Raw genomic sequence first — 15,416 nt, 5'->3', positions numbered from 1 at the left:
AATTAGTGTGGCAAAGATAGTTGAAACACCTTTAATGAAACAGTATTTTGACATCAAGGCAAAACATCCTGATGCAATATTATTGTTTCGAGTAGGCGACTTTTATGAAATGTATGGCGACGATGCAGTTGTCGGCGCCGAGATTTTAGGTATTGTTCAGACAAAAAGGGCAAACGGCGTTGGCCAGTCTGTTGAAATGGCAGGATTCCCGCATCATGCCTTGGATACATATTTGCCAAAACTGGTGAGAGCCGGAAAGCGTGTTGCGATATGCGACCAGCTGGAAGATCCTAAAATGACAAAGAAGCTGGTGAAGCGAGGTGTTACCGAACTTGTAACTCCCGGTGTTTCAATCAACGACAATATACTTAACCATAAGGAAAACAACTTCCTTGCGGCAATTCATTTCGAGAAAAACAATGGCGGCATTGCCTTGCTTGATATTTCAACAGGCGAATTTCTTACAGCAGAAGGAACACCGGACTATTTGGATAAACTTCTGAACAACTTTTCCCCAAAGGAAGTTCTTATTGAGAGAAATGAGAAGAAGCATTTTGAGGAATGTTTCGGACCTCGTTATTTCACATTCGAGCTTGACGACTGGGTTTTTACTTCCGAAACAGCTCACGAGCGACTTCTGAAACATTTCGAAACCAAGAATCTCAAGGGTTTTGGTGTGCAGCATCTTAAACTGGGCATAATTGCTGCCGGTGCAATCCTGCATTATCTCGATATAACACAGCATACACACATACAGCATATTACATCTCTTTCACGCATCGAGGAAGACAGATATGTGAGATTGGATAAATTTACGGTCCGCAGTCTTGAGCTTGTATCGACGATGAATGAAGACGGAAAGAGCCTTCTCAACATTATCGACAAAACGATTTCTCCGATGGGTTCGCGTATGCTCCGCCGCTGGATTCTTTTCCCGCTTAAGGATGTTAAGCCTATTCACGAGCGTCTGGATGTGGTAGATTACTTTTTCCGTAATCCGGAGATTAAAGACTTACTGGATTCACAGCTCGAGCAGATAGGAGATTTGGAGCGAATAATCTCAAAAGTAGCTGTTGGAAGAGTTTCTCCGCGTGAGGTTGTCCAGCTGAAAGTGGCTTTGTCTGCCTTGGAACCGGTCAAAGAAGCATGTATGAACAGCGGCGAACCGACTCTTTGCAGAATTGGCGAGCAGATAAACCTTTGCCAGCTTATACGTGACAGAATAGAGAAGGAAATCAACAACGACCCGCCTTCACTCATAAATAAAGGCGGAGTGATAGCCAATGGTGTTAATCCCGAATTGGACGAACTCCGTTCAATTGCTTATTCCGGAAAAGACTATCTTTTGCAGGTTCAGCAGCGTGAGATTGAGCGAACAGGAATCCCAAGTCTGAAAATAGCGTTCAACAACGTATTCGGATATTACATTGAAGTACGCAATACGCATAAGGACAAAGTTCCACAGGACTGGATAAGAAAGCAGACACTGGTAAATGCCGAACGCTACATCACCGAAGAACTCAAGGAATATGAAGAGAAAATCCTTGGAGCCGAAGAGAAAATATTGTCTCTTGAATCACGTCTTTTCAATGATTTGGTGCTTTGCCTCACAGAATATATTCCGCCAATACAGTGCAATGCAAACCTTGTTGGCCGTTTGGACTGTTTGCTGTCGTTTGCAAAGGTTGCCGAGGAAAACCGTTATATCCGTCCTGTAGTTGACGAATCAGATATAATTGATATCAAGGCTGGACGACATCCGGTTATTGAAAAACAGTTGCCTCTCGGCGAGTCTTATATATCGAATGATGTATATCTTGACGAGGACAGCCAGCAGATAATAATAATCACCGGACCGAATATGGCGGGTAAGTCAGCTTTGCTACGTCAGACAGCGCTGATAACTCTTCTGGCGCAGATAGGTTGTTTTGTGCCTGCCGAAAGCGCGCGAATAGGAATAGTTGACAAAATATTTACCCGTGTCGGTGCTTCCGATAATATTTCCGTAGGCGAATCAACCTTTATGGTCGAGATGAACGAAGCCGCCGACATTCTGAATAATATGACATCGCGCAGCCTTGTTCTCTTTGACGAACTCGGACGAGGAACCAGTACATACGACGGAATCTCAATTGCTTGGGCAATAGTTGAATATATACACGAACATCCGAATGCACATGCCAAAACTCTTTTTGCCACTCATTATCATGAGTTGAATGAAATGGAACGCTCATTCAAGCGCATCAAGAATTATAACGTGTCGGTCAAGGAAGTAGGAAACAAGGTTATATTCCTTCGTAAACTTGTTCCGGGCGGAAGTGAACACAGCTTTGGTATTCATGTGGCAAAAATGGCAGGTATGCCGAAAAGTATTGTTGGCAGAGCCGATGAAATATTGAAACAGTTGGAACGTGAAAACCGCCAGGAAGGAATTTCCGGCAAATCCGTGAAAACAGCATCTAAATCAACATCGAAAGACGGCGGATATCAGTTGAGTTTCTTCCAGCTCGACGACCCGGTTCTCAGCCAGATTCGTGACGAGATAATAAATATTGATGTCAATAATCTTACTCCACTTGAAGCATTGAACAAACTCAATGAGATAAAGAAGATAGTTAAAGGGTAACAGTAAAAAAGAGAACAAGTTGACAGGAGATAATTTCCTTGTCAACTTGTTCTCTTGTTCCCTCGTCAACTTGCTTTAGCCGTTATTTTCTGAATATCCTCAATCGTGAAATTCCCCGTAATTCTTATAACCGTAAACTCGTCAGGTTCGGAAACCAGCATCAAAAGCTCCTCAATCAGCTCTCCTTTTTGCTTGGTGTAGAAGAAAACAGAGTCACCATCATCTTTTACCCTCATCAGCTCAGTATAAGAACCGGTTATTTTCTTGAAATCATTTTCCATTTCCTTTGCTGTCTCCCTTTTCTCGCAGGATAAAATCTGCATGGAATTTATCTTTTCGGACATATTCTTAAGATTCAAATCCTCAATATCCAGTGATGGAATCATCTTGAACATAGCCTTTGAGATATACACAGAAGTAACACCATCTTTTTCTCCGTATTTTTCAAATAATTTATCCTGAGCAATACAAACGGAAGAAATCATCAGGCATAATGCCATCAAAATATATTTTATTCTCATTGTTGATTTGTTTTTGTGTCGTTAATACTGTTGAAAATATCATTTATTTTTTTGATATGTCTGTCGGCTGAATTTGCCTTATCCAGACCTTTGTTGAGCTTGGTGGAGATGAAACACAAAGTCTTTTCCGCAGTGGCTGCAGCATCCTGTGGATTTGTGAAAGTGTCGGCAATCATTACTTCCTGCTGCCTGTCATTTCCATCAAATTGGATGAGAGCCAAACCCAACAGAAGAGAAGCCGCGATTCCGCCAGCCCAAACCCACATACGTCCGATGGAAGTTTGCTTTTTATTGTCGTTTTCCAGATTGTCAATATACTGTTCCAGACGCATCGACAAGCCTTCGGGCAACTTTTCCTCATCTTCCATTGCCTTTTTTATCAAGTTGTCAATATCTTTCTCGTTCATGGTGCATATAATTTTTCAATTCTGTCTTTTATCTGTTTTCTGGCTCTCGACAGGAGAGTCCTTATATTGTTGTTACTTAATCCTGTAATTTCTTCTATCTCCTCATACGAACATTCCGCCATGCTGTGAAGCCGGACAACCTGTTTCTGATTTTCGGGCAACATATCGATTGCCTTTTTCACCTGTTTCAGTTTCTCCTTTTCTTCAAGCTCCTTTGCCGGCGAAGCTCCGCTTTGCAAATCAAAACAACTCTCAATTTCAACTTCCGTGCGGTTTGCCTGTGCGGAGCGGAGATAGTCCAGACATTTATGTTTCAGCACTGTTATGCAATATGCTTCCGGATTCTCTATGTTTTCCAGTTCGTCTCGCTGATTCCAAAGTTTGCAGTATGTTTCCTGAAGCAAATCTTCAGAATCTTCACGGCTGCCGGTCAGCGCAAAAGCAATTCTGTACAGTTTAGGATGAAATGACAGGAATTTTTTTTTGAATTCCTCAGTTTTCATCTTTGTGTTCGTTGATTACTTTGTTTATATCTTCCGGTTTGATTTTACCTTTCAGCCTAACAATAGCGTTATCGTCTCCCGAAGTCAGGATAACCATTTCCTTTATATAGTCTTTTTCCATCTTTACGAGAATTCTTGTGCGTTCGTCATCTTCATTGCTTGAAATCATGGTTTCATATTCCGGATCTTTCAGTTCCGAAACTGCTTTGCAAAACTCAGCTCCGATGTTTTCGCTGCAATCTTCAAGGTCGATAACTTCGATATTGTTCACACCCATAGTTTCGGTAAATAGAGAAGCAAAGCCCATTGTCATTTTTCCGATATGAACGGAAGTGGTATTCTCTCTTTTCGCAAACTGTTTGAACAAATCGTCAACAGTATTCTGACCGTATGATAACTCGCTTATTGCAAGAAATGAAGCAATTATAATAAATAATTTTTTCATGACATTTTAATTTATTCTTGGTTATACGTTTTTTTGAAGTCTTGCCAACTTCTCAACTTCTCAACTTCTCAACTTCTCTTTTCTTTCTATAGCTATTTGAAAGTTTCATAATAATGACGAATCTGGTGAATGGTTTGTTACACGAATTTCGGATTTTTTTTGAAACAACGTTTTACTATTTTCTTAACGTCTAGTAAATCAGTTGAATGATGTAATTTTAGTTTTGTGAAGATAACTTTTTAATCACTTTATATTGTAAATGTTAAAATGTATTCAAGATTCACATGATTTCTTTGATAATCACTAATATAACGAAATTGTGAAACATGGGAGAAAAAAGTTCTCAGTGTTTCAGGAAAAACATAACGATGAATTTGGAAAAACATAACGAGCTTTTTTTGAAAAGGTAGTATCTTTTTTTCTGTAGAACTACATTCTCTCGCTGAAATACTCAACATAGGGAAAAAGTCGGAATATATGCAAAAACATTTCCAAAAAGTTATGAAGATATTTTTTGTAGGTCCGAACCCGCGAAAGAATATATATTGCCCCACGGAAGAATATATACGGACGTATTTTGGAATGGGGTCGGATGTGTTTTTAGATGGCAATATAACTCAAGTTTTCAAACATAATTTTCTGGAGTTAAAGGATATGAATAGAGTTATGTCCAGGTTGAAAGATGAAAATGCTAGCATTTCCAAACAAAGTAAAGTATAAACATTAATGAGTGTGAGAGTGCACGCGCAGGCGAGTAAAATTCTTCAGGAAAAAATAAGCTAATGAAAAACTGGCAAATGAGGTTGCCTTGAATTAATTATTTATGTATAAATTAATTTTTTTTCAAATTTGTTGTTGCTTATTCAAATAAAATACTAATTTCGCATTTCGAAAAAATAAGCCTTTAATCTATATTAGTATTATGATTTGTAATAGTCTTACAATATTATAGGAATTTTTTCTGATAATATGCTTTGTTCAACTTTTAAATTAAGACAAACTAATATTATTATAGTATACATAATTAATTGGTAGTTAAAAAACAACCTAATATTAATTTAAATTTAATTTTAATTTTATGGAAAGGAGAATAAGTGGAAATCAAGGAAAACCTTACTTTTTGCAGCAAATGGCGAAAAGTGGAGGTAAAGTTTTATGTGTCACTTGTTTATCTTTGATGTTAACGCCTTCCTATGCTTTTGGAAGTACAGAAAACACAAATGTAAGAGTCATGAGGTTAATGAAGTTTCACAGCAGACAACTCGAGTTTCCGGCGTTGTTAAAGATGCTAGTGGTGAACCATTAATTGGAGTAAGTATCGTTCTTAAAGGAACAACTACTGGTACTGCTACAGACTTTGATGGTAAATATGTATTGGATTTACCTTCAGATAAAGGTACTTTGGTATATTCTTTTATTGGTTTCAAAACAAAGGAAATAGCATATTCAGGTCAGTCAACTTTGAATGTTGAATTATCTGAAGACTCTGAAACTTTGGAAGAAGTAGTTGTTGTTGGTTATGGTTCTCAGAAAAAGGGGGAAATCACATCTTCAGTAACAAGCGTTAAAGCTTCAGACTTCAACAAAGCTCCGGTTGTGAACCCTATGCAGTTGGTTGAAGGTCGAGTTGCAGGTTTGACTATTTCAAGAAACAGTTCTGACCCTAATGCTGCTCCAAGTATTCAGATGCGTGGTGCTTCTTCATTGAAAGGTAATAACGAACCGTTGATTATTATTGATGGTGTTCCTGGTAATATGTCATCATTGAATGCTATAGCTCCTGAAGATATTGAGGCTATGGACGTATTGAAGGACGGTTCTGCAGCAGCTATTTATGGTACACGTGGTAACAATGGTGTGATTATCGTTACAACTAAACGTCCTCAAGTTGGTGTTTCTCAGATTGATTATTCTGGTTATATAATGAATGAACAGGTAGCTAAACGTCCGGATATTTTGTCTGCTCAAGAATTTGCAGATTATGGTAAGGCTACCAATAATGAACGTATTCGTGATTTCGGTGGAAGAGATGACGCATACGATTTACTTTTGAACAAGGGCAATATTACTCATGTTCATAACTTGACAGCAACAGGTGGTAATAATAAGATGAATTATCGTGCATCTTTGAACTATCGTAAGAATGAGGGTATAGTTATCAATTCAGACCGTGAAACTATTAACGGAGCTATTGCTGTTAACCATCGTTCAATGGAAGACAAGTTGTTGCTTTCATTCAATTTGTCAAATTCATACATTAAGGGTAATTATCTAGCAAACAATGAAGATACAGGAAATGGTACATATAATGACTATGATGTATTCTATCAGGCAACAAGAATGAACCCAACAATTCCTATTTACAATTCTGATGGAAGTTTCTATGAAACATATGCAGGTTATGACGACTACAATCCTGTAGCAAAGATTAATCAGCAGTCACGTAAACTGGAGAAAAAGAACTTGTTGAGCAGCTTCAAAGCACAGTATGAAATTATTCCTGGATTGAATGTTGCAGGTTTCTTTGCATTAGAAAAGAATGATGAATATTATAGCTATTATCGTAGCCGTAAATCTTATGATGCTGTAAAATCTGGTGATAATGGTGAAGCTTATAAGAAATATCTATTATCAACAAACAAGACAATGGAATGGACAGCAAACTATGTAACATCAATCAATAATGTACATAATTTGACAGCATTGTTGGGTTATAGCTATCAGGATTTTGCTACAGAATGGTTCAATGCTAAGAACAATGGTTTCCTTACTGATGCATTTGAAACAAATAATATGGGTGCAGGTTCATATTTGAAAGATGGTCTTGCAGATATTAGAAGTAATAAGACTACAAGTAAGTTGATAGCATTCTTTGCTCGTTTGAACTACAACTATGACGGTAAATATATGGCAAGTGCTTCTATCCGTCGTGAAGGTTCATCTAAGTTCGGTGCAAACAATAAATGGGCTATGTTCCCATCTGTAAGTGCTGGTTGGATGATTTCACGTGAAGAATTCATGGAAAACTTCGAAGCATTGGATGTATTGAAATTCCGTGTTGGTTATGGTGTTACTGGTAGTTTGCCAACAGATTCTTATATGTCTTTGATTAAATATGGTACAGGTGCAGGTTATTGGGATCCTTATACAGGCACTTGGATTACTGCTACATACGGACCAAGTAACAACCCTAACCCAGATTTGAAATGGGAAAAGGCTATTTCATTCAACGTTGGTTTTGATTATGCATTCTTCAATAACCGCTTGAGTGGTACAATCGACTGGTATCAGAGAACAACTAAAGACTTGATAGGCTCTTATACAGCTCAGCAGCCTTCATTGATTTACAACACAATTCTTACAAACGTAGGTACAATGAAGAATACAGGTATTGAGATTTCTTTGAATGCAGCTGTTGTTCAGACTAAGGACTTCACTTATAATGCAAACTTTACATTCTCATGGGAAAAGAATAAATTGACTTCTTTGTCAAATGATATGTATAAAGCTAGCTACGAAGACCGTTATTCTTTGCCTTCTCCGGGTAACTTAGGTTATTCTCAGCGTTTGCAGGAAGGTCATCCTGTAGGTTCTTTCTATGGATTTATATGTGATGGTATAGATAAAGATGGTAAATATATTTACAGAGATTTGGACGGTAAAGAAGGTTTGTCTGACGCTGACCGTACATTTATCGGTAATGGTTTGCCTAAGTTTAAAGCCGGATTGCAGAACTCATTTACATACAAGAACTTCGATTTCAGTTTCTTCTTGCGTGGAATGTTTGACTTCGATATCTTGAATGAAGGTAAGATTTACTTTGGTACAAATGCTCAGATTGACAAGAATGGTACTAACGTATATAAATATGCATTGGAATCAGGTGTAAAAGAGGATCCGCGTTTCAGTAATTATTATCTTGAAAAAGGAAACTTCTTGAGAATTGATAATGTTACACTTGGTTATACATTTAATTTCAAGGATAATAAATATATCAGAAATCTACGCCTTTATGGAAACGTAACAAACTTGGCAACAATTACAGGATACAAAGGTTTGAATCCTGATGTTAATGTAACAGGTTTGGAAGCAGGTATCGAAAAACGTGGTATGTATCCGTTCACTCGTACGTTTACATTTGGTGTTAACTTAGGATTTTAATTAGTGTATAAAAACTTTAGATAGCATATTTATTATGAAAGCATTATATAAAATGAGTGTTGCTGCGGCATTGCTGGGTGCAACTTTTCTAACACCGTCTTGTACAAATTTGGATGAGACGATCTATAGTGAGGTAACAGCTGATAATTATTATAAATCAGGTGATGAAGTGATGGCTGCATTGCTTCGCCCTTGGGGACACTTCAGTGGAAGTATGTTTGCCCAGGCTCCATATTCTTTGGAAGAGCTTACAGCTGATGGACTGGCATGGCCTCAGAAAGGTCGTCACGGTTATGACGGTGGTGCATGGATACGTTTGCATCGTCATCAGTGGACTCCAATTGAAAATGAGGTAGAACGTGCATGGTATTTGATGTATATGGGTATTGGTTTGGCAAACAATATGCTGGCTGATATTGAAAATATTGATTTTGAAGCATTGAAAGTTCCTATTTCAAAAGAACAGGCAAAAGCTGAAATGCGTACTTACCGTGCATATTGCTATTGGTATCTTATGGATTTGTATGGTGATGTTCCTATCACTGAAACAATCGGAGAAATGAATCCTGCAACAAATACTCGTAAGGAAGTATTTGATTACGTAGTTAAGGAATTGACAGAAAGTATTCCTAGCTTGTCAGAAAGCAAGATTGATTCATACGGCCGAGTATCAAAATGGGGAGCTATGGCTTTGCTTGCAAAAGTTTATTTGAATGCTGAAGTATATTCAGGCACAGCTCATTTGGACGATTGTATTTCAGTTTGTAACGAATTGCAGGCAAATGGCGGTTTCGTTTTGGATAAGAACTGGAACGATCCATTCAAAGCTGATAATGATAAAGTTTCAACAGAAAATATCTGGGTAGTTGCTTATGACCAGATTTATGGTAAAGGTATGGGATGGTATCTTCGCTGGTTCCATTATGCACACCAGTCTGGTTGGAACTTGAAGAGTGGTCCATGGAATGGTCTTGTTTGTCAGCCTGATTTTTATGATTCATTTGCAGATAATGACAAACGTAAAACTGAAGGTTTCTTGATTGGTACTCAGTATCCACGTAAGAAAGATGAAAACGGTAATTATTATTTCGATACAAATGCGCAGCCTTTGTTAGGTTCTGAGGAATATGCCGGTGAACCTCTTGTTTTGGTTAAAGATATCAAATCAATGACTGAAGGAGAAGAAAACAGTGGCGCACGTAGTATCAAATATGAAGTTATCGAACAGTCTTTGGGTGACCAGGATAATGACTGGGTAATTTTCCGTTATTCAGATATCTTGTTTATGAAAGCTGAAGCTTTGATGCGTAAGAATGGAAACAAGGCAAATCAGGAAGTTGTTGACTTGGTTAACAGTGTACGTGAACGTGCATTTGATGCTGCTGATTGGGAAAAGGCTAAATATACTACAGCAACATTGACTATGGACGAATTCTTGAGAGAACGTGGTCGTGAATTTGCGTTTGAAGGTTGCCGTCGTACTGATATGATTCGTTTTGGAAAATATGTTACAACTTCTTGGTGGGATCATGAAGCAAGTATGAAGGCTGAATATAACTTGTTCCCTGTTCCAAGCAAACAGTTGGCATCTAATCCAAATTTGAAGCCAAATGCAGCTAATTCATTATATTGATTATAAATGTTTGGTAAGCTCAGCATTCAATTGATTTATAATTGATAAATTTGCAGGCAGTGTGTCATAGATTATGTTGGATAATCGTTTGACATGCTGCCTTTTTTTATAACACAAATAATATGATATCATGAATTTCTTAAAATTAACAGCATGTTTCTGTGTTTCTGTAGCAACAGCATTTGCTCAAAATTCTGTTGTTGACAGAGTGAATCCAATTATCGGAACAAATGGAATGGGACATACTTTTCCCGGAGCCTGTGTTCCTTTCGGACTAGTTCAGTTGAGTCCGGATACCGACACAATTCCTCACAACATTGATGGAAAATATCAGCCAAGAGCTTACGAATATTGTGCCGGTTATCAATATAAGGACAGTACAATTGTGGGATTCAGTCATACTCATTTCAGCGGTACTGGACATTCTGATTTGGGTGATATTCTCGTTATGCCTACAAATGGAGAATTAAAACTTAATCCTGGTACGGCAACTGATCCGGACAGTGGTTATCGTTCACGCTTCTCTCATTCAACAGAAATCTCACGCCCGGGTTATTATGAAGTTATGCTTGATGACTATGGAATCAAGGCTCAGCTTACAACTACAAAACGAGTAGGTGTTCATAAATATACATTCCCGAAGGATAAGAAAGAACAGCGTATTATTCTGGATTTGATACATGGTATCTATAATTATGACGGAAAAGTTCTTTGGGCTAATCTAAGAGTGGAGAATGATACACTGGTTACGGGTTATCGCATAACAAATGGTTGGGCACGTACCAACTATACTTATTTCGCTATGTCTTTCTCAAAACCTATTATTAATTATGGTTGCGATGAAAAGGCGAAAGTTGACTATCGTGGTGGCTATGGTAAATTCAATATGAAAGAGAATTTCCCTGATATAGGCGGCAGAAAAATTGTTGCTTATTTCAACTTTGATTCAAGCCAGTCTCAGGAATTGGAAGTGAAAGTTGCTCTTTCAGGTGTCAGCACAGAAGGTGCTTTGAAGAATTTGCAGGCTGAGGCTTCTTCTTATGATTTCGCTCAACTTTCTGATAAAGCTAAAAGCACATGGGAAAAATCTTTGTCTGTGTTGGATGCAAAAGGTAGTGACGATCAGCTGGCAATGCTTTATACTTCGTTATATCATACAATGATTAATCCTTGTGTATATACAGACGTGGACGGACAATATCGTGGTATCGACCATAATATTCATAAGGCTGAAGGGTTTGAAAACTACACTGTATTTTCTGTGTGGGATACATACCGTGCGTTGCATCCGTTGTTTAATGTAATCAACCGCCAGGTAAATACTGATATCGTAAAATCTATGATGAAGCATTGCGAGCAGAGTGTTCATCATGCTCTTCCTGTATGGAGCCATATGGGTAACGAAAACTGGTGTATGATTGGTTATCATTCAGTGTCTGTTCTGGCAGATGCTATTGCAAAAGGTTTGCCAATAGATAAGGATGAAGCTTTGAAGGCTATGGTGAGCAGCTCAACTATTCCATATTATGACGGAACTAAGGAATATATGGAAAAAGGTTATGTACCGTTGGAAAGAAGTGGAAGTGCTGCTTCTCTTACATTGGAATATGCATATGACGACTGGACTATTTATAACACAGCTCTTATAGCTGGAAATAATAAGGTTGCTGAAACTTATAAGAAGAGAGCAAATAATTATTCTAATGTATTTGATACTTCATTGGGTTATGCTCGTCCGAGAATGAACGATGGCAGTTTCAAGAAAGATTTCAGTTTGTTGAGTACTCATGGCGAGGGCTTCATTGAAGGTAATTCGTTGAACTATTCATTCTATGTTCCTCAGGATGTAAACGGATTGATTAAGATGATGGGCGGTGAAAAGGCATTTGTCGGTAAGTTGGATTCATTGTTTACTATGCATTTGCCCGATGAATTCTTCGCGCATACAGAAGATGTTACCAAAGAAGGTTTGCTGGGTGGATATGTTCATGGAAATGAACCAAGTCACCATGTTCCTTTCCTTTATGCCTGGACTTCACAGCCTTGGAAAACTCAATATTGGCAGCGTGAGATTATGAACCGTATGTATCGCAACAATATTGATGGTTTGTGTGGTAACGACGATTGCGGCCAAATGTCGGCATGGTATATTTTCTCAGCAATGGGATTCTATCCTGTATGTCCGGGAACTGACCAGTATGTTCTTGGTGCTCCATATCTTCCTTATATAAAAGTAACTCTTGAAAACGGCAAAACATTTGAAGTTGTAGCTGAAAAGATAAGTGACAAGAACAGATACGTAAAATCTGTCCGTCTGAATGGAAAGCCTTATACAAAAGGTTATATTACTCAGGATGATATAATGAATGGCGGAACATTGACATTTGAGATGACTTCGAAACCAAACAAGAAGCGAGTGTTTGAAGGAGAAGACAGACCGTATTCTATGACTAATTGAATTAAATTTCGCAAGCCCAACTTCCAGATAATAAGTTGACAAGAAGACAAGTTGATAAGTGTTTAATAGTAAAGTTGCAAGTGTTTTGACCTTGTTAACTTGTCTCTGAAGCCTTATAAACTTTTAGTTGAGCAACTTGCGAAACATAAAATAATTGATAATTTGAAAAATATGAATTGTAAATATATATTGGGAATTTTCCTTGTTTTAGGAGGATTGATTTCATGTAATGATAAAAAAGAGTCGGATGAAGTTGTGGAAACAACAACAGATATGTGGGCTGACTATAATGTCGGAGACGTTGATTTTAAAGATTTATCTCCTGAAACAAAAGGTTCGGCTATTTATCATGCTATTGTTCCTAATCCGGAAAAATATATAGCTGAACAGGCAAGAAAGGTGTTGAAAACTTTATATTTCTCGCCTGAAGACAGTATTCCGGGTATAGAAACTATATGTTATAATCTTAAGGATTATGATGGCGTTTCTGCCAAGAGTGGCGAACCTCCTGTAATCACTATTGATTATAGCACTCAATGGGTTGAAAAGAGCTTTGTAAATAACGATACAGCCAGAGTGGATTATGAAACACGTGGTGTTCTTTATCACGAGCTTACTCATGGTTTCCAGCTCGAACCCCAAGGAATCGGCACCTATGGCACAAACAAAACATTTTGGGCAATGATTGAAGGTGTGGCTGATGCTGTTCGTTTGCTGAATGGTTGTTTTAAACCTGAAGACAGACCTAAAGGTGGCCATTATACTGACGGCTATAAAACAACTGGATTTTTCCTTGCATGGCTGACAGATAATAAGGATTCAGATTTTCTAAGGAAATTCAATCAAAGTACACTGAAGGTTATACCTTGGTCTTTTGATGGAGCAATAAAATATGCTTTGGGTGAAGATCAGAGCATTGATGCTTTGTGGGAAGAATATCAGAAGGCTATGGGGGATATTTAGTTGACAAGTTGACGAGTTGACAAGAAGACGAGGTTACAGGTCTCAATTGTAACGGAGTCCTACCTAAATAAAAGCTCTGAAGGAACGGCACTAAAATACAATTATTCCGCTTCTTCAGAGCTCTTTTTATTAATCTCAATAAAATATCTCTGTGACTCGGCTTCTCCGTATTTTTTATTATCTTTACATCATAATATCAAAATCTTAATTCTATGAAATGGCTTGATTTGTTTTACTTCTCAAAAGGAGAAAGAAGAGCGTTGATTCTTCTTCTGTTCTTAGTTGTCGGAGCGTGGATTACAGTTGTTTTCACAAGGAAAACCGAATCCGGACAGGTGGCACATTATATTTCAGCTAAAGATTCCATTATAAATAATGACACTGTAAGATTGAATGATAGAAATCTGAATCAGAAGACATCGGCATTCAAAAAAGAAAGGCGTGAATTTTATAAACCTTGGGTTGGTCCTAAAAAGGGAAATTCGTCTTATACAAGGAAGTTTGCGAAAGGAACAGTTGTAGAGATTAATTCGGCAGATACAACTGTGTTGAAAGGAGTTCCAGGAATAGGCAGTACTTTTGCCAATAGAATTGTAAAATACAGAAATCTGCTTGGAGGGTTTTGCCATATCGAACAATTAAAAGAAGTATATGGAATAGATGAGGCAAAATATGAGTTGCTGAAAGATTGGTTTAGTGTTGATACGGCGAAGATTTCCAAAATTCAGATAAATATTCTTTCGGCCAAAGAATTGGCAGCCCATCCTTATATATCATTTTCTCAGGCTGAAGTAATGCTGAAACTAAGGAAAAGAAAAGGGGAAATAAAGAGTTGGGACGAATTACGTTTCTTGGAGGAATTTCAGGAAGATGATTACATCAGACTTTGCTCATATATTTCTTTTGATGCAGAATGATGAATATATTCATCAAAAATGGAATAAATTGTTGCATATTTATTATTTTTGCGTTCAAATTATAACAAATGAATAATAATTGGAAATCTAGAACATCTTTGCTTTTCGGCGAAGATAGGATGAAATACCTTTCCGATTGCCATGTTTTGGTTGTTGGGCTAGGTGGAGTTGGTGCCTACGCTGCAGAGCAGATATGCCGTGCCGGAATTGGTAAAATGACGATAGTTGATGCCGATACGGTCAATGAAAGTAATATAAACCGTCAGCTTCCGGCTTTGCACTCAACGATTGGTCAGCCAAAGGCTGAAGTTGTGGCAAAAAGACTTTTGGATATAAATCCGGAGCTTGAACTAATCGTAAAAAACGAGTTTTTACGGGACGAGCGTACTGAAGCTATATTGGATGAAGCTAAATATGACTTTGTTGTTGATGCCATTGATACATTAAGCCCTAAGGTTTTTCTGATATATCATGCGTTGCAACGACATATTCCGATAGTTTCCTCGATGGGAGCTGGAGCGAAGGTGGATCCGTCGCAAATAAAGATTGCTGATTTGTCGAAGTCATCAAATTGCGCGTTGGCAAAAGCTGTCCGTAAGCGCTTGAGAGGAATGGGAATTCAGAAAGGTTTGCCTGTGGTTTTCTCAACTGAGATGGCAAATCCGGATGCTATTATAGAAGTTAATGACGAAGAATGTAAGCGAACTACAACCGGCACTGTATCATATATGCCGGCTACATTTGGTTGTTTTCTTGCGTCTTATGTCATAAGGAATATTTAG

Annotated in this window: 11 protein-coding genes; 7 read left to right on the top strand and 4 right to left on the bottom strand. The window is 37.9% G+C overall.

The window, feature by feature from the left end; translation table 11 throughout:
* The first annotated feature begins 34 nt into the window (after positions 1 to 34).
* Entirely contained in the window at positions 35 to 2,626 is a 2,592-nt protein-coding gene (gene mutS, locus ACYIAR_RS09415) for a DNA mismatch repair protein MutS (protein WP_480333613.1), read from the top strand.
* A gap of 65 nt (positions 2,627 to 2,691) precedes the next feature.
* Here mutS and ACYIAR_RS09410 read toward each other — a convergent pair whose 3' ends face one another.
* From ACYIAR_RS09410 to ACYIAR_RS09395, 4 genes are read right to left on the bottom strand one after another with little or no spacing between them, the layout of a single operon-like run.
* Complete coding sequence (locus ACYIAR_RS09410) at positions 2,692 to 3,147, bottom strand: DUF4252 domain-containing protein (RefSeq protein ID WP_480329143.1); 456 nt, start codon at positions 3,145 to 3,147, stop codon at positions 2,692 to 2,694.
* Positions 3,144 to 3,554, bottom strand: a complete 411-nt coding sequence (locus ACYIAR_RS09405) for a hypothetical protein (RefSeq protein WP_480329141.1) — start codon at positions 3,552 to 3,554, stop codon at positions 3,144 to 3,146. The genes ACYIAR_RS09410 and ACYIAR_RS09405 overlap by 4 nt, the downstream gene beginning before the upstream one ends.
* A complete protein-coding gene (locus ACYIAR_RS09400; RefSeq protein WP_480329139.1) occupies positions 3,551 to 4,057 on the bottom strand; it encodes an RNA polymerase sigma factor in 507 nt (168 codons plus the stop codon). The genes ACYIAR_RS09405 and ACYIAR_RS09400 overlap by 4 nt, the downstream gene beginning before the upstream one ends.
* Entirely contained in the window at positions 4,047 to 4,502 is a 456-nt protein-coding gene (locus tag ACYIAR_RS09395; RefSeq protein ID WP_480329136.1) for a DUF4252 domain-containing protein, read from the bottom strand. Before ACYIAR_RS09395 ends, ACYIAR_RS09400 begins: the two co-directional genes overlap by 11 nt.
* A gap of 1,155 nt (positions 4,503 to 5,657) precedes the next feature.
* On the opposite strand from ACYIAR_RS09395, the gene ACYIAR_RS09390 reads away from it, so the two are divergent.
* The 6 genes from ACYIAR_RS09390 to ACYIAR_RS09365 all read left to right on the top strand — a co-directional run bounded on the left by ACYIAR_RS09390 (position 5,658) and on the right by ACYIAR_RS09365 (position 15,416).
* Positions 5,658 to 8,663 carry a SusC/RagA family TonB-linked outer membrane protein gene (locus ACYIAR_RS09390; protein WP_480329134.1) on the top strand — a complete coding sequence of 1,002 codons (3,006 nt, stop codon included), beginning with the start codon at positions 5,658 to 5,660 and terminating at the stop codon, positions 8,661 to 8,663.
* A 34-nt stretch (positions 8,664 to 8,697) separates the two neighbouring features.
* Positions 8,698 to 10,296 (top strand): RagB/SusD family nutrient uptake outer membrane protein, encoded by a 1,599-nt coding sequence (locus tag ACYIAR_RS09385; RefSeq protein WP_480329132.1) that lies wholly within the window; start codon positions 8,698 to 8,700, stop codon positions 10,294 to 10,296.
* A 130-nt stretch (positions 10,297 to 10,426) separates the two neighbouring features.
* Positions 10,427 to 12,754, top strand: coding sequence for a GH92 family glycosyl hydrolase (locus tag ACYIAR_RS09380; protein WP_480329130.1), 2,328 nt, complete (start codon positions 10,427 to 10,429; stop codon positions 12,752 to 12,754).
* A 171-nt stretch (positions 12,755 to 12,925) separates the two neighbouring features.
* Complete coding sequence (locus ACYIAR_RS09375; protein ID WP_480329128.1) at positions 12,926 to 13,717, top strand: basic secretory protein-like protein; 792 nt, start codon at positions 12,926 to 12,928, stop codon at positions 13,715 to 13,717.
* A 212-nt stretch (positions 13,718 to 13,929) separates the two neighbouring features.
* Positions 13,930 to 14,634 (top strand): ComEA family DNA-binding protein, encoded by a 705-nt coding sequence (locus ACYIAR_RS09370; RefSeq protein WP_480329125.1) that lies wholly within the window; start codon positions 13,930 to 13,932, stop codon positions 14,632 to 14,634.
* A 68-nt stretch (positions 14,635 to 14,702) separates the two neighbouring features.
* Positions 14,703 to 15,416 carry a tRNA threonylcarbamoyladenosine dehydratase gene (locus tag ACYIAR_RS09365; RefSeq protein WP_480329123.1) on the top strand — a complete coding sequence of 238 codons (714 nt, stop codon included), beginning with the start codon at positions 14,703 to 14,705 and terminating at the stop codon, positions 15,414 to 15,416.

Source organism: Parabacteroides sp. KHUB-01, from assembly GCF_056640935.1.
This window is presented reverse-complemented; position numbering and strand designations above follow the sequence as displayed.